Below are 23,022 nucleotides of genomic sequence, written 5' to 3'. Positions count from 1 at the left end.
GAGGTGAATAATATGACTGCTTCTGTAGATGTTTCAACTGAGCGTATTTTTGAAGTACTTATGAATGTGAAAGATCCGGAAATTGATTCGGTGAGTATTATTGATCTTGGAATGGTAGGCGAAGTCACAACCGAAGGAAACAACGTGAAAATCACACTTCTACCGACTTTTTTGGGATGTCCTGCACTCGAATTTATTAAAACGAATACAGTAAATGCTGTGAAAAAACTACCGGAAGTTGAAACGATTGAAGTAGAATTCGTCTTTCATCCGCCATGGACATCAGACCGTATAACGGAACAAGGTCATGTGAATCTGAAAAAGTTTGGGATTGCTCCCCCGCCCCGCTATTTTGAGGAAGATGGATCATGGCATGTGGATTGTGCCTATTGCGGATCTGGCTATGTATCAATGGAAAATATTTTTGGACCAACGGCTTGCAGAAGTATTTTGTATTGTAAGAGCTGTAAAAACGTATTTGAGGCAATGAAACCTGTGTCTACATTAATGTAAAGTGAGGAGAAGAAAAAATGGCTAAACTAATTGCTTTGTACAAACACCCAGAAAACAAAGAGGCTTTTGATGATCATTATTTCAATGTACATTCACCGCTAACAGCAAAAATCCCAGGTCTCCGTGAAATGAAGGTAACAAAAATATCAGGATCTCCAATGGGAGGTGAAGGGAAATATTACCTCACATGTGAGATGAAGTATGACAATCTAGAAGCGTTACAGGCAGGTTTGCGCACAGCTGAAGGAAAGGCATCAGGCAAAGATTTGATGGGGTTTGCGGGTGATCTTGTTACATTAATGATTGGTGAGGATGCCTAGTGTATAGTTTTGAATTCATTGAAACGACAGTAAAGGGAAACATCGCGGTGATTGAACTGAATCGTCCTCGCCAGTTAAATTCGTTGAATCGGAAAATGGTTTGTGAAATCGTTACTGCAATGGAAATGTTTGATCGAGAAGAAGAAGTTCGCATTATCGTCCTTACTGGAAAAGGCCGTTCATTTTCAGCTGGGGCTGATATTGATGAAATGACTGGAGATGACCCAGTCAGCCTTGAACTCTTGAACCAATTTGCTGATTGGGACCGTTTTACACTTATTAAAAAGCCAATCATTGGTGCAGTAAAAGGCTTTGTTTTAGGAGGGGGATTTGAGCTTGCATTGTGCTGTGATATTTTAATTGCAGCAAGCGGTACAGAATTTTCATTCCCGGAAGCAGGCCTCGGCGTCATGCCGGGTGCAGGAGGGACACAGCGGTTGACGAAACTTGTCGGACGTACGAAAGCGCTCGAATGGCTTTGGACAGGAGAGCGTATTTCCGCGGAAACAGCACTCAAACATGGAGTCATTAACAAAGTTGTTGCTCCTGAACTATTAATAGAAGAAACTCTGAAGTTTGCAAATCGACTAGCCAAACAACCACCGCTCTCACTGCGCCTTATTAAAGATTCGGTTAATAAAGCAGTGGATTATCCCTTGTATGAAGGAATGCAGTATGAACGGAAAAATTTCTACCTTCTTTTCGCATCACAGGATCAAAAAGAAGGTATGAGCGCATTTGTTGAGAAAAGAAGGCCGGATTATCAAGGAAAGTAAGGAGTGTGCTAAATGTTTGAGACAATTCGTTACGATGTCAAAGATGGAATTGCGTGGCTCATCTTAAATAGACCTGACAAACTGAATGCTTTTATCTCGCAGATGAATCGTGAAGTAAAAGATGCAATCAAAGCGGCATCATATGATGAACAAGTGCGCTGTGTTGTCATTACAGGTGAAGGCCGGGCATTTTGTTCCGGACAAGATTTATCAGAAGTTGATGATTATATGGATCATGGTCAAGTGTTAAGAGATCATTATGGACCGATGATCCAGCAAATCAGAAAATGTGAAAAACCGATTATTGCAGCAGTAAATGGTGTAGCAGCAGGGGCGGGGTTTAGCCTTGCGCTTGCTTGTGACTTTAGACTAATGTCTGAGCGTGCCAGTTTATTAAATGCATTCATCCATGTGGGGCTTATTCCGGATTCAGGTAATCTTTATTATTTAACACAATTAGTCGGACAATCTAAAGCTGCAGAATTAGCCATTTTAGGAGAAAAAGTGCCAGCTACAGAGGCGGTTGCAATGGGTCTTGCAAACCGACTGATTCCATCAGAAACATGGGAAGAGGATGTATCTGCATTTGCAACACGACTTGCCGCTTTACCAACAAAAGCAATCGGATTAATCAAAGGCTCATTGATGACGATATCAGAACTTTCTTTTGAAGAATATCTTGAACATGAAGCCCAAGGACAGCGAATAGCTGGTTTAACAAAAGATCATCGCGAAGGCATCAATGCATTTATGAAAAAAAGAAAACCTGTTTTTACAGGCCAATAGGGGGAAGTAAACCATATGACAAAAACCCATGAAATCGAAATCGAACAAGAAACGATGAAGCGTGATTTCTACAAACTTTTTATCAACGGTGAACAAGTCGAAAGTAGCAGTGGCGAGCGCACAAAGATTTATAATCCGGCGACGGGTGAACTACTTGCTGAAGTAGCGTTAGCAACGAAAGAAGACGCTGAAAAAGCTGTTCAAGCTGCCAGGGATTCATTTGATAATGGCAAATGGAAAATAACTCCTGCAGGACGGCGTGCACGTGTACTAAACAAAATTGCAGCAATTATGGGTTCACGCTTTAATGAACTTGTAGAACTAGAAATTTTGAATACGGGTAAATCACTTGCAGCTGCTAAAGGGCAGATTTCACAAGCCATTGAAGACTTTGAATTTTATGCGGGCGCTATTGTTGGACATGGGGGTTCTGTGAATAATGTACCTGGTCAATTCCATAATTACACAGAAAAAGAACCACTTGGTGTATGCGCGCAAATTATTCCGTGGAACTATCCACTTATGATGGCTGCTTGGAAGATTGCTCCAGCTATTGCAGCAGGGTGCTCCGTCGTTATTAAGCCAGCGTCTCTCACGCCACTTACAGCTATTATTCTTGGAGAAATTTGCTACGAAGCAGGGGTTCCAGCAGGCGTCGTTAACATTTTGCCAGGATCTGGATCTGAAATCGGTAATTACTTGGTAGAACATGAACTAGTGAATAAAGTTGCATTCACGGGTTCTACACCAATTGGAAAAGACATTATGGCAAAAGCAGCAGGAACAGTAAAACGCGTAACACTAGAACTTGGTGGAAAATCCCCAAGCCTTGTTTTTGAAGATGCAGATATTGAAGCAGCAGTTGATGGTTCACTCTACGGAGCTTTCAATAACACAGGTCAATCGTGTGATGCGCGTACACGCATCTATATTCATGAAAATGTGTACGATGAGTTCGTTGAGAAATTTATTGCTAAAACAGAAAAACTTGTAATTGGGGATCCATTTGATAAAGGAACACATATGGGCGCAGTTATCGATCAGTGCCAGTTGGACACAGTGAAAATGTATGTTCAATCTGCAATTGATGAAGGTGCTGAAATCCTTACTGGTGGTAAAGAATTAAAACCAGAAGGCTTTGAAAACGGATTTTGGTATGCGCCGACAATAATCGGAAACGTAACACAAGACATGAAAGTTGTTCGTGAAGAAATCTTTGGACCAGTTGTCGTTGTATCGAAGTTTAAAAACGAAAAAGAGGCAATTGCATTAGCAAATGACTCAGATTTTGGGCTAGCTTCTTCTATTTGGTCAAAAAATACTGCAACTACAACACGTGTTGCGAACCAAATTCAAGCGGGAATCGTTATGATTAACACGCCATTCTCTGCATTCCCAGGTACACCATTCGGTGGCTATAAACAATCTGGATTTGGCCGTGAACTATCTATCGGATCGCTTGATCTTTACACTGAAACAAAAAGCATTATGTCGTACTTTGGCAGTCGTCCAGTAAATCCATTTGGGCTATGAAAAGCGCAAGGCGCCGTTTAGCCCCGACAGGCATAAGTCGATCTAGCGACGTGGCGCTCTTTGCCACATAGCTGGATTGCTTATGACCGAGGGGTTGGCGCGAGGAGCTAGACACAAAGAAAAGCGCAAGGCGCCGTCTAGCCCCGACAGGCATAAGACGGTTTGCGAGGAGGCGTACTTCAGCCACCACAGCAAAACGGCTTATGACCCGAGGGGCTGGCGCCTGGAGCTAGACACAAAGAAAAGCGTAATAGATAGTCGGCACTTAACAAATAGAATGTTCTTCCAACACCGCTTAGTCGCTTGGTGATGGCCTCACGCAATAAGCCCGTCAGAAGATCACTAGGGAGGGATTGAACTGCTTCCCTCCTTGGTCTTATTGCTCCGGCGCCTGCAGGATGCGGGTGTGCAGCCTTTGCCGCAGGACGCGGCGAAATTGGGCTGCCTTTCATTAGTGTCGCTCCTTCGCTAGATTTGTTCGTTATACGGGTGAGGTATATCACCTAATTAATTCTAAATAAGTAGTGCCGAATATATAGATGAAAGAATACGGACAGGGATGTATGATTTCCTGTCCGTATTCTTTCATCATAAAAAGGAGGATCACTTATGATTAATCAAATAGTTGTTGTCGGTTCCGGTGTGATGGGCAGAGGTATAGCCTATGTCGGAGCGATTGGAGGATATACAGTTACAATTGTCGACATTAATGAATCCGCATTGGAAAATGCGCAACTAGATATTGATAGTCTCTTTGAAAAAGGTCTCGCACGCGGAAAGATATCAGCAAATCAGGCTGAACAAGCGCATCGTAATTTAAATTATGAAAGTGACTTGGCTAAAGCTTCAGGGAATGCGGATTTAATCATTGAAGCTGTTCCTGAAAAGGCTGCCATTAAAAAGCAAGTATTTGAAACGATTGAAGAATATGCACCAGCACATTGTTATTTTGCAACGAATACATCGACGATGAGTCCGACGGAAATTGCTTCTTTCGGTAAACGCCCAGAAAAAACAATCGCCATGCACTTTTTCAATCCCGTACATAAAATGACTCTTGTTGAAATTGTCCGGGGCTTGGAAACGAGTGATGAAACGGTAGAGACGATTAAACAAGTTGCTGTCAATATGGGAAAAGAAACGGTTGTTATTAATGAATTTCCTGGGTTTGTAACAAGCCGGATTAGTGCGCTTGTCGGCAATGAAGCATTTTATATGCTGCAAGAGGGACTTGGAACAGCAGAAGAAATTGATAAAGCAATTAAGCTTGGCTTAAATTACCCTATGGGTCCATTCGAGCTCGTGGATTTAGTGGGTCTTGACACACGTTTGAACAACTTGAACTATTTATATGACAAGCTTGGAGAAAAGTACCGTCCAGCGCCTCTCCTAGAACAATACGTAAAAGCGGGGCGTCTTGGACGGAAAAGCGGAAAAGGTGTCTACGATTATACACATGGAGAAGAGTTGATTACGAAATGAGAGAAGTAGTCATAGTAGACGCTGTTCGTACACCTATTGGCAGGTACGATGGCGCGTTAAAAGACGTACGTCCAGATGATTTAGGTGCAATCGTCATTAAGGCACTTATTGATCGAAATCCAAATCTTCCCGCAGAGCAGATCGAAGAGGTCGTTCTTGGAAATGCCAATCAGGCTGGAGAAGATAACCGCAATGTTGCACGTATGGCAGGATTGTTGGCGGGTCTTCCAGTCGAGGTGGGGGGCACGACGATTAACCGTCTTTGTGGTTCAGGTCTTGACGCTGTTATTTACGCTGCAAGAGCAATTGCAGTTGGGGATGGTGATATTTACATTGCAGGCGGAACGGAAAGTATGACGCGTGCCCCGCTTGTTATGGCAAAGCCGGATAAGGCAAATCCACGAGGTAATATGGAACTGCAAGATACAACAATTGGCTGGCGCTTTACGAATAAAAAACTACAAGAAATGTACGGAGCGGATTCGATGCCGCGTACAGCTGAAAACGTCGCGCAACGTTACACGATAACGCGAGAAAATCAGGATTTGTTTGCATATGAAAGCCAACAACGTGCAAAGGCAGCAATAGAAGCTAACAGATTTTCCAAAGAAATTGTTCCGGTTGTTTATACGGATAGAAAAGGAAATGAAATCACTGTAGATCAAGATGAACATCCGCGGCCGGACATTACGCTTGAGAAACTGGCACAATTAAAACCATTATTTGAGGGCGGTACAGTTACAGCAGGCAACGCATCAGGTGTTAATGATGGCGCGTGTGCATTGCTTCTTATGAGTGCCGAAAAGGCGAAGGAACTAAATCTTAAACCTTTAGCAAAATATGTTGCGGGGGCAACGGCGGGACTTGAACCGGCTGTCATGGGGCTTGGTCCGATTATTGCTTCAAAAAAAGCGCTAGTACGTGCGGGATTTACGATGAATGATATAGGACTCGTCGAAGTGAATGAAGCCTTCGCTTCCCAATCACTCGAGTGCATTAGACAGTTAGAGTTGGACGCTGAAAAAGTAAACGTCAATGGTGGAGCAATCGCTTTTGGACACCCTTTAGGCGCGAGCGGTGCCCGAATTTTAACGACACTCTTATATGAAATGAAAAGACGGAATGTTCAATATGGACTCGCAACAATGTGTATCGGGGTAGGCCAAGGAATTGCGGCAATTATTGAGAATGTCTCGGAATAATAAAAGAACTGTCGAATCGTGATACATCGATAAGGAACGAAAAAAGAAAGAGTGAATATCATGGCAAATACACAATCAATGATTTTTACAATCTACGGTGATTATATCCGTCATTACGGCAACAAAGTATGGATTGGCAGCTTGATTCGGTTATTGAAGGAATTTGGTCATAATGAACAATCGGTTCGAGTAGCTGTCTCAAGAATGATGAAACAAGGATGGATTCAATCCGAAAAACAAGGCAACAAAAGTTATTATTTCTTGACGGTGCGAGGGGAAGCACGGATTGAAGAAGCGGCAATTCGTATTTTTAAATTAAACCCAACTGAGTGGGACGGTAAATGGCGTATGCTTATGTATACGATTCCGGAAGAAAAAAGACAAATTCGTGATGAACTTCGAAAAGAGTTATTATGGAGCGGATTCGGAAGTTTTTCAAATGGATGCTGGATTTCGCCAATTGATCTCGAAAAAGAAGTGAATCTTCTTATTGAAAAGTATGATATTCAGTTTTACGTGGATTTCTTTGTATGTGACTACAAAGGACCGCAAGCGGACAAGTTGCTCGTTGAAAAAAGCTGGCCACTTCAAGAAATTGAAGGGAAATATCAAGAATTCATTGCGACGTACAGCAAAAAATACATTGTCCACCAAAGTATAATAAACGAAGGTAAAATGACGGATGCAGAGTGTTTCGTGGAGCGCACCAACCTTGTGCACGAATACCGAAAGTTTCTCTTTACAGATCCAGGTCTCCCAAAAGAGCTTCTGCCTGAAGTGTGGAGTGGTAATCACGCCACTCTGTTATTTGAGCAATATTATAAATTGCTGGCACAATCAGCAAGCCGTTTTTTCGAAGGAGTATTCCAAGAAGACAACGACATGCGAAGGAAAGATAAAACGTATGACGCAGATGACCACCCACTTATTAGTGACTACTTAACAAACTAAAAAGTAACTGGCTGCCCAAAGTCACGGGTTCTTTTCGGCTGATAAAAGGTCATTTAACAGATCAAACGGTGTCCCCATCGGCACGCTTTTAGAGTATCAATTAGCATCGCATTTAGCGGTGCTTTTATTTTTTTCTTATATAATCCTGCATCTCGGCTATAAAGAGCGCTTGCCTTATGTCTTTGTAACTTTAGTTATTAAAATATTGAAATAGAACAAGACTTATGGATCGTTTCCCCTTAAATAGGAAACTTATACCTCTTTATATTTGTATGACATGATAGATAAGTATTTATATTTATTAGATTTTTGAATGCGACGGGAGAGGGATGTTTATCGTTAGGGGATTATTGGCTACTAAAAGAGATTGGGAGCAGTTGATGTTGGTTTGGAATAAAGCTTGATCTAAAATATCCCCAAAATCCATATTTTAAGTTAAATGATAAGAACTCGTTTTGAAAAATGATTGATCAAAACGGGTAAATTCATTGTGAAATAGTATGCGATTTTTATAATAAAATTTGATCATTTTCTACATAGTAATTCTAAAAAAACCGCGCCCGATTACGGTATAAATATTATATTTTTACTAAGACAGAGTTAACAAATTCGGTTTTTTTCTGGATATTTGTGTTTATTATGGGTCAAGACGTTGATAGCTTACATTTCTTTGCGGGAGATCCTATTCTACTAAGGATTCTGTTATTTTCACATCTAGATTTTTAATCGCCAACATCGAATTATCCTGAATGATTCCTGTATCTACGAAACCAAATGAAGCGTATAATGTTTTAGCTATGACATTACTTGTTCGATAAAAGAGGGCTACATATTCTGCTTCTCCATCTGGCGTAGTTTCAATATCCATCAACATTTTTTCAAAAGCAAGTTTGCCATAACCTTTCCCCTGGTAACTCTTTTCAATCATAATATGCCAAATGAAATAGCTCTTCTTCCCATAAAAAACTTCATTTTCAAATGATTCATGATCCAACGTATCATAAATATACATCAAAAACCCAACCGCAACTTCATCGGCATAAATGGCAAAGGGAGTTGCTGGTATACCGTCTGCGTTCAACATATGAGCATCTGCAAAGCTTCTGAGGTTAGTAGTTTCTATTAAGTCTTCCTGGCCTTCTTCAACTTCAAGTGCTATTACTTCATCTATGTTATCCCCGGTTATCTTTCGTAATTCAATCATTTTTTTCTCCTCTCCTCTCCTAAGACAAGCCACTACTACACATGGCCTAAAACATTCCAAACATCATTTCCATGATTCTCGAAATAGGTTACACAAAGTATTCACCAATGCTAACTCTTTTTCCCCTGTGATTTCTAAAACTTGTTCCGCAAAATGGCCTGTTTGTTGAATTGTCATAATCCATCTTGTCAATGCAATTGTATCAAACCCATTTACAAATTATCTGACTTTATTACAATTGATCAATCTTTATTTTAAATCTACAGTTAAAAGTGATTGTCATTGTTGTCAGACAATCGGGGGGTGATGCTTTTTGAAGGTACTTGATGTTCATCGATTAAAGGATCGACTCCATCGGAACATCACCATGCTTGATCGTCTAGGAAACAAATTGAAACTATCGATCGAGCGGTTCAAGGACTCGTTGCGATGGAAGATTCGTTGAAAGGCGAAGGGGGGCAACGCAATTCGTGCATTTTACGCGGATTGCCACTTGCCGTTCCTTCAGTTTTCCAAGCTATTTCAGAGCCGTTTTACATACGTCCTAAAACAGATGGACGCTGCCCTTGATGCACCCGAACCAGATTCATCAGGTTTCATTCGTGAGTATTTCCTAGGCGTAGAAATTGAACGTGGGTTGAAGAACATTGCGCAACTGACGGAGAGTCTAACGGATGAAGCGAACAGCTTCATGAATCGAGTTGTGGACATCATTGACCCTTCCGCATCTCAATGATAACGAAGTGCAGGAAGGCGTTCACACTGCTACAATTAAACGAGAAAATACGCTCACACAATTGCATGAATTCGATGCGAATAAAATAGAATCAGAACTTTGTTGATCGAACAACTATAGAATCTTGATAATTGCTAATGAATTAAATAGTCCCCTAAAGAGGAATCTTGATGCTCGAATAGAAGAATTGAATGTAAATGTGATAAGAACAGGAATTAATAGGACTAAACCTGGTGGAATTATGTTTAAATGCTGTCCACACTGTATGTGTTTACTAGACGGATTTGAAGTAATATCGGAGGTGCCTAAGGTTGGAAGATAAGATAGTAGATAAAGAATATGTTGTGAAAAATGGTGAAAAATACGGGAGCAGTTTTGGTTATGGAGGGGATGAATATGATTCCTTTATAGTAGAATATGATCAAGACGATAATGAACATTTATTTACTGGTATAATTTATGACTGTTATGAAAATGGTGATTTAGCAAATTACTATGTAGTTAAGGGAGGGGTTAAGAACGGAGAAATGCTTTATTTTTATCCTAATGGACAAGTTAAAAAAATTAAATATCTAGCTAAAAATACATTAGAAGGTATACAAAAAGAGTACTATGAAAATGGCGTTTTAAAAGTAGTTGAATATAGAGTTTTAGGTAGATTAAAGACTTTTAAAAAATATGATGAACATGGCAATGTGTTAGAAGGAAAGATAGAACCAACAGAATCAAATTAAACTTATGCTAGAAAAATGGGGGACAATGGTAAGAGAAGAAGTGTTTAAAACGAAGGTGGATGTAAATAGTATTATGTATTTGTCCGTGACAAGTAGCATTCTTAAAGACTTTTTTCGGTGGTGATTACTTATTGCTGTGCATTTTTGTTTTTGCATTTTCTATGGTGGGGTAGTTCGATTGTTGAAAGGCAGTTGAATTGAATAAAAAAACGCGGACACAAAAGACTAATAAATTGAAATATTTATATATTTAGTTTGGAACAATATGTATAATTGATCAGGAATGGGGGAGATATCAATGTTGAAAACAAATACAGAAAGCGTTAAGGGATATAAAGAAATGAATATTTCTTATACGTTGTTGAGAGCCGAAGAAAACTCGGGAAATTTGACCATCTTTCTTCCGGGTGCAGGATATACCATTCGGAGTCCTCTGTTTCATTACTCAACAGATATATTTTTAAATAAAGGCTTTGATGTATTGCAAGTTAATTATCAATACAATGATAAAGTCTATGCAGAATTTAGTATGGAAGAATTAAGCGAAGCAATTAAATACGATGTGAGAACAGTAATTGATACTGTTTTAAAGGAAACTTCGTATGAAAACTTTTATATAATCGGCAAATCTCTTGGAACAATTGCTATGAGCTCAGAGTTAAGGAGGGATATCTTCGAAGAAGCTAAAGCAGTATGGTTAACTCCGTTGATTCAAAGGGATGATGTTTTCGATGCAATGGTTAGCAGTACTAATAGTGGGTTATGTTTCATCGGAGATAATGATCATTGTTATACCGAGGAAAGGTTTAATCAATTGGCAAACAACCCAAAAATAGTTGCGAGACTCATTCCTAATGTCAATCATAGCTTGGAATATGAAAATAACACAGTCGAATCAATTGAGGTTTTAAAAAGTGTAATAGATGACATTAATAATTTTTAAAAGCATAGCTAATTGTTATGCTAATTTGTTGTAAATTTGCAGTCGTCGGAGCAACCTATCCATCTGATGCAAAAAAGGTCAGAGAATTGTTACCACATTCCATATTTTTAGTTTCTGGGCTGAGGTACAAGGTGGTAATGCTGAAGATTAAGCCGAATTCTATGATGAAAAAGGGCTAGGGTCTAAAAGTGCGGACTGCCAGAGAAAGTGTCAAGCGAATTAAGAACCACCAGTTTCTAAGCCGGTGATATTGAAATGCATCCAAAACGTTGAACCTGAATAGTTCAGCGTTTTTTTGTTGTTAATAAATCACGTGTTTTTATTAACTAACATTAACCAGGAAATAACTTAATCAACACTAGGCAATTCGTGTACAGTATGTTTGATTAATTTGGATTGAACGACGTCTATACGATTACCGAGATGTCTTGATAAAAGCAGCCAAAGATACAATTTTGGCTGCTGAAGCATTCTCTATAGTTTTGTCTTTTTAAAATTTAAGGAAGTGTCACTTTCTTATAGACCATCGAATGATCAGAGGCATAAACATTGCTTAAAGTAAGCGAGAAACACATTGTACAACGTGTAAGAGTACCCGAAATTGTATCTTCGGGCACTTACAATCTCTATAGAATGTCATCTACTCTTTCATTAAAAAGCAAATGAATTTTTCACTTGAGTATTATAGGGACGCGACAGGCAACTATTCGCAACAGGATTACCGAAAAGTGTGTGGCTAGGAAGGACGAAGTCATTCCTAGCCACACTTGCCCTTGGGGAAAGATGTTGTCATGAATATTTCGCCGAAAGCGAACCGAAAATGATCCAGTGAAAATGGGGGGGGGGCAAGCTTTACGCAAGTAAATGGTTAATTAACAGACGTGTTATTTTTCTTCGTTTTTAATAATCTCCCGATAGTCATAGCCTTTTTGAACATATGAATCGATCGATAATTGAATGATCTCGAAGTCTTTGTCGTTCAATTCCCTTACTACTTTTCCTGGAGAACCGACAACCAATGAACGAGGGGGGATTTTCTTACCTGGTGGGATTAATGTGTTGGCGCCAATAATACATTCTTCACCAATTTCTGCGTGGTCAAGAATTGTAGAACCCATTCCAATAATCGATCGCTTTCCGACTTTGCAGCCATGCAGGATAACGTTATGCCCAACGGTAACTTCATCTTCTATAATGACTGGAGCATCTTCATATAAGTGAATTGTTGAATTATCCTGGATACTGCATTTATTACCGATTGTAATCGGCCCTTCATCTCCCCGCAAGACCGTGTTAAACCAAATAGTAGATTCTGCCCCAACTTGAACTTCTCCAATAATTTTTGCACCCGGAGCGACGAAAACCGAAGGATCAAGAACAGGGCTTTTTCCTTTAAATGTGATTAACAAAACTATTCCCCCTCAAATTAGTTTACTAATCTTAATTATCTTTTAACTCTTCTTAGCATAACATAATTGCACAGGGGTGGAAGAAAAATGATATACGTTTGTAAAGTGCTTCAAATCACTCTTCCAATTATACAAGGTGGAATGGGGAATATCAGTAACGCAAAACTGACAGCGGCTGTTTCAGAGGCAGGGGGACTCGGCACAATTGGATGCGGAACAATGACTCCAGATGAAGTAGAAAAAATAATAGTTGAAACGAAAAAACTGACAAACAAGAATTTCGCAATCAACATCGCAATCAGTATTTCACCATACGTAACAGAGCTGATTAATCTTGTCATTAAACATAATATATCAGTTGTTTCGCTATCAGCAGGAAATCCAGTACCTTATATTCCCCTACTACATGAACAAGGCGTGACAGTCATTGCGCTTGTAGCCTCAGTAAAACACGCACTTAAAGCTGAGGAAGCGGGGGCAGATATTCTCGTGGCAGAAGGGTTTGAAGCAGCTGGCGTCAACTCTAACTTGGAACTGACGACATTTACGCTACTACCTCAAATAGTGAAGAATGTTAACGTGCCGGTAATTGCTGCGGGGGGAATCGGTGACGGTAAAGGTTTGGCAGCTGCGCTGACGTTAGGGGCGAGTGGTGTGCAAATGGGTACCCGTTTAATAGCGACAAAGGAAGCTCCATTTCATGACACGTACAAGCACAACCTTGTGAATGCAAGTGATACCGAAACGTTACTTATTGGACGCAGTGTAGGGCGGCTGAGACGGATATTAAAAACGCCATACGCAATGAAACTAAAAGACTTAGAAAAAGCAGGAATGACATTGGAACAATATAGTGAAATGACTTCGGAACAACAACATGTCTTGGGTGCGATCGACGGCGATATGGAAAATGGTTTTGTCAATAGCGGCCAAATTGCAGGATTAATTGAAAACATCTCGACTGTGAAGATTCTACTTGATAGCATGATGGAAGAAGCAGAAAATCAACTGAATAAATCGATAGAAGAAATTAAGGACATAAGGAAAAATGAGTAATTTAAACTATAACTTAAGTAGGGATAGCGGATGAAGTGTGGGTTAAACATTGGTAGAGAAGAGACGATCGAAATAATTGTGACAGAGGATATGTTTGCTTCTTTTGAGGGGAAAGTTGTACATCCCGTCTATTCAACAGTAGCAATGACATATCATATGGAGTGGGTTTCTCGAAAAATTATTCTTCCATTTTTGGAAGAGCATGAAGAGGGAATGGGTGCATCAGTCCAACTAAAGCATCTTGCTGCGTCTCCACTTGGATCTAGAGTAACCTTGACAGCCAATTTAATTGAGTTTCGTGACAATAGGGTTGTGACAAAAGTCACTGCAGAAAACCATTTAGGGCTTATCGGAAAAGGTGAAGTGATGCAAGTTATATTGTTAAAGGAAAAAATTGCGGAAAAGCTGAATGAAGCTTCATCCTGAAAAAAGAGGTTTTCATGACCAATCTTAAAGGGGAGAATCGAGTAATGCTAGCTGAAAGAACGTCAATGACAAAGGAATTTGAACTCTTCGATCGAATGAGTGAGCATGAGCAAGTCGTTTTTTGTAATGACTCTTCAACAGGTTTGCGTGCGATTATTGCAATTCATGACACAACGCTTGGACCAGCACTCGGCGGATGTCGCATGCAACCTTATAGCAGTGTGGAAGAAGCGTTAGAAGATGTTCTTCGCCTTTCAAAAGGAATGACCTATAAATGTGCGGCAGCCGATGTCGATTTCGGGGGTGGGAAAGCAGTTATTATCGGTGATCCGAAAACAGATAAATCACCGGAATTATTTCGTGCGTTCGGTCAATTTGTGAATTCACTGGGCGGCCGTTTTTATACGGGAACGGATATGGGAACGACGATGGATGATTTCGTTCACGCAATGAAAGAAACCAATTTCGTCAATGGTCTCCCTGAGGTATATGGGGGCGGCGGAGACTCATCAATTCCAACAGCTGCAGGTGTTTTGTACGGTATAAAAGCGACCAATCAGATGCTCTATGGAAATGACGATTTAGGCCAACATATATACGCGATTCAAGGTCTTGGAAAAGTTGGATTCAAAGTTGCAAGTGGATTGCTTGAAGCAGGAGCTCGCATTTTCGTAACGGATATTAATGAAGAGAGTCTGCGGGCAATTGAAGAAGTTGCAACAAAAACTACTGGTAACGTACAAATTGTTGCAAATGAAGCTATTTATTCGCAGGAAGCGGATATATTTGTTCCGTGTGCATTTGGTGGAATTATTAACGACGCTACAATTCCTCAGTTTAAAGTAAGAGCGATTGTAGGTTCGGCTAATAATCAGTTATTAGATGATAGACACGGTAAATTATTACGAGATAAAGGGATATTATATGCACCGGATTATATCGTCAATTCTGGTGGGCTTATTCAAGTGGCAGATGAATTGTATGGCATTAACCATGAGCGGGTACTTGTGAAAACGAAACATATATACGATGCAATTTTGGAAGTTTACGAGGAAGCTGCGAATAGTGGAAAAACAACAGAGGAATCCGCTAATGCAATGTGCGAGAAAAGAATAGCGGATCGAGGAAGAAGGAATAGCTTTTACTCAGCACCAGCTAAACCAAAGCGGTCGTTTCGCAATCATTCCTGATTGGAGGCAAGTTAAGTGGAACATAACTATCCTATAAAAAGAATAGTAGATAATAAAGGCTTTCTTGTTGATACAAGCTTTGAAAAGCAGATAGATGAGCAATTGGTAAAAAATTTGTACTATCACATGTTACGAGTTCGTACATTTGATAGAAAAGCAATTAATTTGCAACGACAGGGACGTCTAGGTACTTATGCGCCTTTTGAAGGACAGGAAGCTGCTCAAGTTGGTAGCGCACTCGCACTAAATGCCGACGACTGGGTGTTCCCGACGTATCGTGATCATGGTGCGACGATAACGTTCGGGAAAAGTATGGCCAGAACATTTTTGTACTGGAATGGGAGAGTAGAAGGTTGTGTAGCTCCAACTGATAGAAATATTTTCCCGCCAGCTGTTCCAATTGCGACTCAACTCCCCCATGCCGCAGGCGCTGCATGGGCTGAAAAAAGAAGGGGAACACAAAATGTTGCAATTGCCTATTTCGGCGACGGTGCGACCTCGGAAGGGGATTTTCATGAAGGATTGAATTTTGCAAGCGTATTCAAAGTACCAGTCGTCTTTTTTAATCAAAATAATGGGTATGCGATTTCGGTTCCGATTGAAAAACAGATGAATTCTGCAACAATCGCACAAAAATCAGTTGCCTATGGTATGCCAGGGTATCGAATTGATGGTAATGATTGTTTTGCAGTTTATTTTGAAACGAAAAAGGCCTTTGACTATGCCCGGTGTGGAAATGGCCCGACATTAATAGAAGCGGTTACTTGGCGAAAAGGAGCTCATACGACTGCTGATGATCCGTCTAAATATCGTCCTGAAAAACAAGGAGAGAATTTTGTTGACCCTCTTATCCGATTAGAATTATTCATGAAGAATTACGGCTACTGGAATGATGAGTGGATCCAAGCGACTAAAGAAGAAACGACTAGTGAAGTTGAAGCAGCAGTAGAAGAAATGGAAAAGTTCCCGCCGCCGAATGTAGCTGACGTTTTCGATCATGTATACGCTGAAATGCCAGCACAACTCGCTGAACAAAAAGAAGCGTACCTTGCACATTTAGGGAGGCAATAATTGATGACACAACTGAAAGAGTCGGATTCAAAAAACGAAACGACAAAACAAATGACACTAATCCAAGCGATTAATGATGGCATGCGTTTGATGCTAGACGAGGATGATCGAACCATCATACTCGGTGAAGATATCGGTAAAAACGGTGGAGTGTTCCGTGCGACAGAAGGACTTCAGGAGCAGTTTGGGGATGACCGGGTAGTCGATACTCCGCTTTCAGAGGCAGGAATTATTGGCACATCAATAGGTCTTGCAGTTAACGGTTTTCGACCGGTTGCAGAAATCCAATTCCTTGGTTTTATCTATCCTGCGTACGAACAGATTATGACACATGTTTCAAGGATTAGAATGCGGTCGATGTCTCGTTTTACTGTGCCTATAGTCATTCGAGCACCATACGGGGCAGGAATTCGTGCGCCCGAAATACATTCTGATAGTACAGAAATTTTATTCACACATATGCCTGGCATCAAGGTAGTCTGTCCGTCTAATCCATACGATGCTAAAGGGTTATTGATTGCGGCGATGGAAGATCCTGACCCTGTTCTAGTTTTGGAGCCTATGAAAAACTACCGTTCGAAGAGAGAAGAAGTACCTGTTGGAAAGTATACTGTGGAAATTGGTAAAGGGAAGATCGTGAGTGAAGGTTCGGATGTCACACTTATTGCTTGGGGAGCTATGATTTCAATCGCAGAAAAAGCAGCCGAACTGGCCGAGAAAAAGGGGATTAGTTGCGAAATTATCGATCTGCGAACATTGTATCCAATCGATCGGGACATCATTACTCAATCTGTGCAGAAGACAACGAGAGCGGTCATCATTCATGAGGCGCATAATACCGGAGGGCTCGGCAATGATATTGTTTCGATTATAAACGATACCGCTTTCCTTTATCTACGAGCTCCAATTGAACGCGTGACGGGATTCGACGTACCGGTTCCATTCTTTACATTAGAAGAACATTATCTTCCAACTACGGCACGTGTCGTTGAAGGAATAGAAAAAGTGCTTCATTTTTAAGGAGGAAATGGAATGCTCGAAGTAAAGTTACATGATGTCGGGGAAGGAATGACCGAAGGGGAAGTGCTCCATTATTTAGTCAAAGTTGGGGATTCGGTTATGACAGATCAACCGCTTGTTGAGGTACAAACAGACAAAATGGTCGCTGAACTTACTTCACCCTGCTCAGGTATTGTGAAAGAAATACGTATTGAAGCAGGGGAAATCGTTCAGGTCGGAACAAGTCTACTTTATATTGAAATTGATGAAGCTGTTCGAGCTGTACAAAAATCATACGTAGAAACGAAGTCAATTGCTGAGGAGCAAGCAATCCCGACAATTAAACTAGAAGAGAAATCCCCTCATATGCCTTTTAATCGAATACTAGCTGCACCATACACACGCAAGATTGCACGGGATAACAATATAAATATTGAAGATGTCCATGCTAGTGATCCCTCTGGAAGAATAAGCGAAGAAGATGTTTTACGATTCTTAAAAGGACAACAAACCGACACGGAATCAAAGAAGAAAAGTGAGCAGGTAGAGGTCGACCAAGAGGTTCCTGATGAAATTCCTTTTAGAGGAATTCGAAGAAAAATCGCAGAAAAGATGACGAAATCACTCTTTACAATTCCGCATGTTACTCATTTTGACGAGGTCAATATGACGAACTTATTTAAAATGAGAGAGCAATTGAAAGCTGATGGTGAATCAGTTAGTGTATCAGCATTTCTTATAAAGGCACTCGTTATTTCGTTGAAGGATTTCCCGATATTCAATGCTGAACTTGATGAAGAAAATAGCCGGATACTACTCAAGAAAAACTATCATATCGGTATCGCAACAAATACCGATAGCGGTCTAATTGTACCTGTTTTACATGATGTTGATAAACAATCCATCAAAGAGATTAATGCAAATGTCAGAAGTTTGACAGCAAAAGCAATCGCCGGCAAATTACAGCCGTTTGAAATGAAAAACAGCACATTTACGGTGAGTAACGTTGGGCCCCTGGGTGGTATGGGTGCCACACCAATTATCAACTACCCTGAAACAGCTCTAATTGCTTTCCACAAAACGAAAAAACAACCGATTGTCAATGAGCATGATGAAATTGTTATCGGTCATATCATGACACTGTCAATGGCGTTTGACCATCGTGTTGCTGATGGTGCGACAGCCATTGCATTCACGAATCGTTTTGCAAGCCTAATTGAACAGCCTCACAAGCTGATGATGGAGATGATTTAAAATGGTTGTTGGAGAAATCAGTCAGGAAAGAAATCTCATTATCATTGGAGGGGGACCGGGCGGCTACTCTGCTGCTATACGTGGTGCGCAGCTTGGTCTCTCAGTGACGTTAATTGAACAGGCAGAATTGGGCGGTGTTTGTCTGAATGAAGGATGCATTCCATCTAAAATATTTACACATGCAGCAGGTATGCGCTCAGATATAGCCCATTTTCAAGAACTTGGAATTGGGAATATGGAAAAAATAATTGATATCAAAAAGCTGGTTTCCTATAAAGACAAAGTTATCAAACAGCTCAGGTCTGGCGTAGAAAGTCTATGTAATGAAAACAAAATTGAAATAATCCGGGGCAAAGTTACTTTCCTCGCAGTAGACAAAATCGGTGTAGAAAATGGCCATCAATTCGATATCTTTGAATTTGAGCAAGTTATTATCGCAACAGGAAGTTCCCCAACTATGCCGCCAACAATTCAAGAAAAAGGGGAAAGGATTTTATTGCCTCATGAAATATTTAAACTGGAAGAGATACCTAAGCATCTTATTGTTAGAGGTCAAGATACCATTGCACTCGAAGCAGCTTCAAGTTTTGCAGCATTAGGAGCGCAAGTAAGTATTGTAATTGACGATCAAGCAGGTTTTCCATTTGACGAATCTATTAATAAGGAATTAAATCGTTTATTTAAAAAACGTAAAATGAAAGTCTATAAAGAAATTGAATTCATATCAACACATGAAACAGAAGACGGAATTACGCTAACATTTCAAACGGATAAAAACGTAGAAGAGACAATTAGCGGATCATATCTATTCGTTTCTGGAACTAGGAGACCCAATTTGGAGGCTCTCGGCATAAGCCGCTTCGGAATTGTACAAACAGCCGAGGGTTTCATAAAAGTAGATGGAAATATGCAATCATCGATACCTTCTATATATGCAATTGGTGATGTAACAGAAGGTCCCCTATCGGCTGTGAAAGCAATTAAACAAGGAAAAGCTGCCGTAGCATCAATTGCAGGAGAACAAACTGAAGCCAATCTGACATTTATGCCGGTTGTGGCACATACAATTCCACCAATCGTTTCTGTAGGGCTTACAGAACAAAGTGCGCGCGATTTTGGATTGGCTATTCGTGTCAGTCAATTTGCACTTGGTGGCAATGGCTATGCAACAATTACTGGTAAAAAGGATGGGTTTATTAAAGTTATTTCTGATGCAACAACTGAAATCATTCAAGGCATTCACATGATTGGTGAAGGGGCCGTTGAAATGTCAGGTTCGTTTGTGCAGTTGCTTGAAATGGCTGCGAAAGAAGAAGATATTAAATTCCCACACTATGCACATCCAGGGTTCAATGAAGGACTACTTGAAGCGGTAGAGGGGCTAATCGGACAAGCGATTCATGCTGCGCCGATAAAAAGAAAAGACATGTTGACGATCTAACGCATCTAAAAAGGAGTAAAGGAAATAAAAATCTCATTCAACCCGTTTTGGCGCTTAGTTCATCAATTCAACTAGGCAAACCAAACGCATCACACACTGATTCCTAGGATTCAAATAAATAGTAAATATACTAGCATAAAAAGGGGGAATTGTAATGAAGAGCGGTTCGAAAAAAATGTTGGTATTTATTCTTAGTGCTGTATTACTACTTGCAGCATGTGGGAATAGCGGGGAAGTTAAGGATAAGAAAACATCTTCGAAGAAATATAAAATAGGTGTCAGTCAAATTGTTGAACATCCATCCCTCAATGCAGCTTATGACGGCTTTAAAAAGGCTTTAGAAGATGCAGGGATTGATGTGGAATATGATGTTCAAATTGCTCAAGGCGATAACAGTGTAAACACAACGATAGCGACAAATCTTGTCAGCGCAGATGTCGATCTAATATTTGCGAACTCAACTCCTAGTGCTCAGGCAGCAGCTAGTGCTACAACGGAAATTCCAATCATTTTCACATCGGTAACAGATGCGGTTGGGGCGGAACTCGTTGACTCAATGGAAAGCCCTGGAGGCAACGTTACAGGAACAATTGATGCGCATCCTGATGCAATTACCAATACGATGAAGTTTCTTAAAGAAGAATTGGATGCAAAAAATGTAGGAATGGTGTTTAACTCTGGAGAGCAAAACTCTCGTGCTCAAGTAGATGCAGTTAAAGAAATGCTGAAAGATATGGATATGACTGTTGTCGAAGCGTCTGTTGCTACATCCGCAGATGTGAAACAAGCGACTGAATCGTTGCTTGGCAAAGTAGATTCTATGTACATCATCACAGATAACACGGTTGTTTCGGCGCTTGAATCTGTAATTTCAGTCGCCAATGACAATAAAATTCCGATGATGGTTGGCGAATTCGACTCTGTAAAACGAGGCGGCTTAGCAGCATATGGATTTGAATACTTTGACATCGGTTATGAAGCAGGACAGATGGCTGTGAAAATCTTAAAAGGTGAAAGTAAACCAGCTGACTTACCAGTTCAAATTCCACAGAAGTTAAAATTGATTATGAACAAAGACACGGCATCTACTTTAGGGCTCGATATTAAAGACGAATGGAAAGCTGAATTTAGTGAATAGATAGGAGGATGATTCTACATGTTTTCAGCTGTATTTGGCTCTGTAGAGCAAGGAATCATCTATGCAATTATGGCACTTGGCGTGTATATTTCATTCCGAGTTTTGGATTTTCCAGATTTAACGGTTGACGGAAGTTTTGTTACAGGAGCTGGAGTTGCCGCCACGATGATTATCTTCGGATATCATCCGGTGGCGGCTACAGTAGTAGCCATTGTTATCGGTTTTCTTGCAGGATGTGTAACCGGCCTTCTGCACACCAAAGGGAAAATCAATGCACTTCTATCTGGAATATTAATGATGATTGCCTTGTATTCCATAAATTTACGCATAATGGGACTGACATCTGAGAATTCGATTGGTCGTCCGAATATCCCATTGCTAAATGCCGAAACTTTGTTTGTTCAGTTCAAAACATTTTGGAGCCCTTTAGGTATCGACACTGCGATTAGCAATTTTTTCAGCATGCTGGGATTCCAACATTTGCCTTCAACCTGGGGTACATTGTTCATCATGATTATTATCGTTTTGCTAATCAAATTTGTCGTCGATTGGTTTTTGAAAACCGAAGTCGGGCTTGCGATAAGGGCTACTGGTGATAATAAGAAAATGATTCGTAGTTTATCAGCTAATACAGACACACTCGTTATTGTAGGTCTTGGCTTTTCAAATGCACTCGTTGCCTTTTCGGGAGCATTGATCGCTCAGTATTCAAAGTTTGCTGACATCGGAATGGGAATCGGAATGATTATCATCGGGCTAGCTTCCGTTATTATTGGTGAAGCAATTTTCGGTACGAAAACGATTATGCGAACGACGTTTGCTGTAATTGCAGGAGCCATTATTTATAGAATTGTACTTGGACTTGCACTTAGAGTGGACTTTCTCGATACGGGTGATATGAAATTAATTACAGCAGTTATTGTAATTGGTGCGTTGATATTACCGCAGTTCTTTGAAAAAAAGCGAGAAAAAAGCAGGAAAGCTAAACGCCATGCTGAGAGGCTAGTAGAGCATGAACGGTTGCTGATGAGGGAGGGAAATCCCGTTGCTAAAGCTCAGTCAGATTAATAAATTATTTAATGAAGCAACACCTGATGAAAAAGTAGCTTTGGATCAAATTAATCTAACATTAAATCCAGGAGATTTTATGACTGTGATTGGAAGCAACGGTGCCGGAAAATCGACGATGTTAAATATGATTTCAGGTGCTCTTTCTCCTGATTTTGGTGTTATTGAAATTGCTTCTAATGATGTTACAAAAATGCCTGAATACAAGCGCTCACAAATGATTGGAAGGGTATTTCAAGATCCAATGGCGGGAACAGCTCCTACAATGACGATTGAGGAAAACCTTGCTATGGCCTATTCACGAAACAAAAAACGTGTATTAAAAAAGGCTGTTGATAAGAAACGGCGTGAATTATTCCGCGTATCTCTTGAAGCCCTTCATTTAAACCTTGAAAACCGATTGAATGCAAAAGTAGGAATGCTTTCTGGTGGGGAGAGGCAAGCACTTTCACTGTTGATGGCTACCTTTACACAACCATCTATTTTGCTACTTGATGAACACACTGCTGCACTAGATCCAGCACGAGCCGAATTAATTACAAAATTAACAAAGCAACTTGTTGAAAAAGATCAGCTCACAACGCTGATGATCACTCATAATATGCAGCAAGCACTCGACCTAGGGAACAGGCTTATTATGATGGATAAAGGGCAAATCATTTTGGAAATAGAGGCCGATGAGAAGAGGAAATTAACCATTCCTAAACTGATGGATGAATTCCAACGCATTCGCGGTGAAAAGTTAACGAGCGATAAAGCATTGTTATCAGTATAGTAATTTGTTTTCTTT

At 40.3% G+C, this 23,022-nt stretch carries 23 protein-coding genes; 21 read left to right on the top strand and 2 right to left on the bottom strand.

The window, feature by feature from the left end; translation table 11 throughout:
* The first annotated feature begins 12 nt into the window (after positions 1-12).
* From paaD to paaX, 8 genes are all read left to right on the top strand, one after another.
* Positions 13-513, top strand: a complete 501-nt coding sequence (gene paaD, locus H7992_RS15605) for a 1,2-phenylacetyl-CoA epoxidase subunit PaaD (RefSeq protein WP_067210631.1) — start codon at positions 13-15, stop codon at positions 511-513.
* Between the two features lie 17 nt (positions 514-530).
* Positions 531-833 (top strand): EthD family reductase, encoded by a 303-nt coding sequence (locus H7992_RS15600; protein ID WP_067210629.1) that lies wholly within the window; start codon positions 531-533, stop codon positions 831-833.
* Positions 833-1,609 carry an enoyl-CoA hydratase/isomerase family protein gene (locus tag H7992_RS15595; RefSeq protein ID WP_187045190.1) on the top strand — a complete coding sequence of 259 codons (777 nt, stop codon included), beginning with the start codon at positions 833-835 and terminating at the stop codon, positions 1,607-1,609. The genes H7992_RS15600 and H7992_RS15595 overlap by 1 nt, the downstream gene beginning before the upstream one ends.
* A gap of 12 nt (positions 1,610-1,621) precedes the next feature.
* The gene (locus tag H7992_RS15590; RefSeq protein ID WP_187045189.1) at positions 1,622-2,395 is read left to right on the top strand and encodes an enoyl-CoA hydratase-related protein; all 774 of its coding nucleotides are present in this window, start codon (positions 1,622-1,624) and stop codon (positions 2,393-2,395) included.
* 15 nt (positions 2,396-2,410) lie between these two features.
* Positions 2,411-3,928, top strand: coding sequence for an aldehyde dehydrogenase family protein (locus H7992_RS15585; protein WP_187045188.1), 1,518 nt, complete (start codon positions 2,411-2,413; stop codon positions 3,926-3,928).
* 609 nt (positions 3,929-4,537) lie between these two features.
* Positions 4,538-5,410 (top strand): 3-hydroxyacyl-CoA dehydrogenase, encoded by an 873-nt coding sequence (locus H7992_RS15580; protein ID WP_187045187.1) that lies wholly within the window; start codon positions 4,538-4,540, stop codon positions 5,408-5,410.
* Positions 5,407-6,612: a thiolase family protein gene (locus tag H7992_RS15575; protein ID WP_187045186.1), complete on the top strand. Its 1,206-nt coding sequence runs from the start codon at positions 5,407-5,409 to the stop codon at positions 6,610-6,612. Before H7992_RS15580 ends, H7992_RS15575 begins: the two co-directional genes overlap by 4 nt.
* Before the next feature lie 60 nt (positions 6,613-6,672).
* Positions 6,673-7,563, top strand: a complete 891-nt coding sequence (paaX, locus tag H7992_RS15570) for a phenylacetic acid degradation operon negative regulatory protein PaaX (RefSeq protein WP_187045185.1) — start codon at positions 6,673-6,675, stop codon at positions 7,561-7,563.
* Between the two features lie 682 nt (positions 7,564-8,245).
* Here the strand turns inward: paaX and H7992_RS15565 are convergent.
* Complete coding sequence (locus H7992_RS15565) at positions 8,246-8,767, bottom strand: GNAT family N-acetyltransferase (protein ID WP_187045184.1); 522 nt, start codon at positions 8,765-8,767, stop codon at positions 8,246-8,248.
* Between the two features lie 493 nt (positions 8,768-9,260).
* Here H7992_RS15565 and H7992_RS15560 point away from each other — a divergent pair, with 493 nt between their 5' ends.
* The 3 genes from H7992_RS15560 to H7992_RS15550 all read left to right on the top strand — a co-directional run bounded on the left by H7992_RS15560 (position 9,261) and on the right by H7992_RS15550 (position 11,180).
* The gene (locus tag H7992_RS15560) at positions 9,261-9,503 is read left to right on the top strand and encodes a T7SS effector LXG polymorphic toxin (RefSeq protein ID WP_255428449.1); all 243 of its coding nucleotides are present in this window, start codon (positions 9,261-9,263) and stop codon (positions 9,501-9,503) included.
* Between the two features lie 311 nt (positions 9,504-9,814).
* The gene (locus H7992_RS15555) at positions 9,815-10,237 is read left to right on the top strand and encodes a toxin-antitoxin system YwqK family antitoxin (RefSeq protein WP_187045183.1); all 423 of its coding nucleotides are present in this window, start codon (positions 9,815-9,817) and stop codon (positions 10,235-10,237) included.
* 298 nt (positions 10,238-10,535) lie between these two features.
* The gene (locus tag H7992_RS15550; protein WP_067210606.1) at positions 10,536-11,180 is read left to right on the top strand and encodes an alpha/beta family hydrolase; all 645 of its coding nucleotides are present in this window, start codon (positions 10,536-10,538) and stop codon (positions 11,178-11,180) included.
* 884 nt (positions 11,181-12,064) lie between these two features.
* On the opposite strand, the gene H7992_RS15545 is transcribed toward H7992_RS15550, so the two are convergent.
* Positions 12,065-12,589, bottom strand: a complete 525-nt coding sequence (locus H7992_RS15545) for a gamma carbonic anhydrase family protein (protein WP_187045182.1) — start codon at positions 12,587-12,589, stop codon at positions 12,065-12,067.
* 87 nt (positions 12,590-12,676) lie between these two features.
* Here H7992_RS15545 and H7992_RS15540 point away from each other — a divergent pair, with 87 nt between their 5' ends.
* The 10 genes from H7992_RS15540 (at position 12,677) to H7992_RS15495 (ending at position 23,007) form a co-directional block, all read left to right on the top strand.
* Positions 12,677-13,645: an NAD(P)H-dependent flavin oxidoreductase gene (locus H7992_RS15540; RefSeq protein ID WP_187045181.1), complete on the top strand. Its 969-nt coding sequence runs from the start codon at positions 12,677-12,679 to the stop codon at positions 13,643-13,645.
* Between the two features lie 30 nt (positions 13,646-13,675).
* Positions 13,676-14,071: a thioesterase family protein gene (locus H7992_RS15535; protein ID WP_067210598.1), complete on the top strand. Its 396-nt coding sequence runs from the start codon at positions 13,676-13,678 to the stop codon at positions 14,069-14,071.
* 44 nt (positions 14,072-14,115) lie between these two features.
* Positions 14,116-15,261, top strand: a complete 1,146-nt coding sequence (locus tag H7992_RS15530) for a Leu/Phe/Val dehydrogenase (protein ID WP_187047916.1) — start codon at positions 14,116-14,118, stop codon at positions 15,259-15,261.
* Positions 15,262-15,276: 15 nt separating this feature from the next.
* A complete protein-coding gene (pdhA, locus tag H7992_RS15525; RefSeq protein WP_067210595.1) occupies positions 15,277-16,332 on the top strand; it encodes a pyruvate dehydrogenase (acetyl-transferring) E1 component subunit alpha in 1,056 nt (351 codons plus the stop codon).
* A gap of 3 nt (positions 16,333-16,335) precedes the next feature.
* Positions 16,336-17,352 carry an alpha-ketoacid dehydrogenase subunit beta gene (locus H7992_RS15520; RefSeq protein WP_187045180.1) on the top strand — a complete coding sequence of 339 codons (1,017 nt, stop codon included), beginning with the start codon at positions 16,336-16,338 and terminating at the stop codon, positions 17,350-17,352.
* 12 nt (positions 17,353-17,364) lie between these two features.
* Complete coding sequence (locus H7992_RS15515; protein ID WP_187045179.1) at positions 17,365-18,585, top strand: dihydrolipoamide acetyltransferase family protein; 1,221 nt, start codon at positions 17,365-17,367, stop codon at positions 18,583-18,585.
* A gap of 1 nt (position 18,586) precedes the next feature.
* Positions 18,587-20,026, top strand: coding sequence for a dihydrolipoyl dehydrogenase family protein (locus H7992_RS15510; RefSeq protein WP_187045178.1), 1,440 nt, complete (start codon positions 18,587-18,589; stop codon positions 20,024-20,026).
* Positions 20,027-20,180: 154 nt separating this feature from the next.
* On the top strand, positions 20,181-21,164 hold the full coding sequence (locus tag H7992_RS15505; RefSeq protein ID WP_187045177.1) for an ABC transporter substrate-binding protein: 984 nt from the start codon (positions 20,181-20,183) through the stop codon (positions 21,162-21,164).
* Positions 21,165-21,182: 18 nt separating this feature from the next.
* Positions 21,183-22,232 (top strand): ABC transporter permease, encoded by a 1,050-nt coding sequence (locus H7992_RS15500; protein ID WP_187045176.1) that lies wholly within the window; start codon positions 21,183-21,185, stop codon positions 22,230-22,232.
* A complete protein-coding gene (locus H7992_RS15495) occupies positions 22,210-23,007 on the top strand; it encodes an ABC transporter ATP-binding protein (protein WP_067210581.1) in 798 nt (265 codons plus the stop codon). The genes H7992_RS15500 and H7992_RS15495 overlap by 23 nt, the downstream gene beginning before the upstream one ends.
* Positions 23,008-23,022: the final 15 nt, after the last annotated feature.

Origin of the sequence: Sporosarcina sp. resist (assembly GCF_014302295.1) — a bacterium.
Classification (GTDB): Bacteria; Bacillota; Bacilli; order Bacillales_A; family Planococcaceae; genus Sporosarcina; species Sporosarcina psychrophila.
The sequence above is the reverse complement of the archived record's forward strand: the minus strand, read 5'-3'. Positions and strand labels throughout refer to the sequence as shown.

Coding starts and splice junctions, on each gene's coding strand:
- H7992_RS15585 (WP_187045188.1), top strand. CDS start 2,411: ATGACAAAAACCCATGAAATCGAAATCGAACAAGAAACGATGAAGCGT.
- H7992_RS15510 (WP_187045178.1), top strand. CDS start 18,587: ATGGTTGTTGGAGAAATCAGTCAGGAAAGAAATCTCATTATCATTGGA.
- H7992_RS15505 (WP_187045177.1), top strand. CDS start 20,181: ATGAAGAGCGGTTCGAAAAAAATGTTGGTATTTATTCTTAGTGCTGTA.
- H7992_RS15575 (WP_187045186.1), top strand. CDS start 5,407: ATGAGAGAAGTAGTCATAGTAGACGCTGTTCGTACACCTATTGGCAGG.
- H7992_RS15600 (WP_067210629.1), top strand. CDS start 531: ATGGCTAAACTAATTGCTTTGTACAAACACCCAGAAAACAAAGAGGCT.
- H7992_RS15520 (WP_187045180.1), top strand. CDS start 16,336: ATGACACAACTGAAAGAGTCGGATTCAAAAAACGAAACGACAAAACAA.
- H7992_RS15565 (WP_187045184.1), bottom strand. CDS start 8,767: ATGATTGAATTACGAAAGATAACCGGGGATAACATAGATGAAGTAATA.
- paaD (WP_067210631.1), top strand. CDS start 13: ATGACTGCTTCTGTAGATGTTTCAACTGAGCGTATTTTTGAAGTACTT.
- H7992_RS15530 (WP_187047916.1), top strand. CDS start 14,116: ATGCTAGCTGAAAGAACGTCAATGACAAAGGAATTTGAACTCTTCGAT.
- H7992_RS15500 (WP_187045176.1), top strand. CDS start 21,183: ATGTTTTCAGCTGTATTTGGCTCTGTAGAGCAAGGAATCATCTATGCA.
- H7992_RS15580 (WP_187045187.1), top strand. CDS start 4,538: ATGATTAATCAAATAGTTGTTGTCGGTTCCGGTGTGATGGGCAGAGGT.
- H7992_RS15550 (WP_067210606.1), top strand. CDS start 10,536: ATGTTGAAAACAAATACAGAAAGCGTTAAGGGATATAAAGAAATGAAT.
- H7992_RS15590 (WP_187045189.1), top strand. CDS start 1,622: ATGTTTGAGACAATTCGTTACGATGTCAAAGATGGAATTGCGTGGCTC.
- H7992_RS15540 (WP_187045181.1), top strand. CDS start 12,677: ATGATATACGTTTGTAAAGTGCTTCAAATCACTCTTCCAATTATACAA.
- paaX (WP_187045185.1), top strand. CDS start 6,673: ATGGCAAATACACAATCAATGATTTTTACAATCTACGGTGATTATATC.
- H7992_RS15535 (WP_067210598.1), top strand. CDS start 13,676: ATGAAGTGTGGGTTAAACATTGGTAGAGAAGAGACGATCGAAATAATT.
- H7992_RS15515 (WP_187045179.1), top strand. CDS start 17,365: ATGCTCGAAGTAAAGTTACATGATGTCGGGGAAGGAATGACCGAAGGG.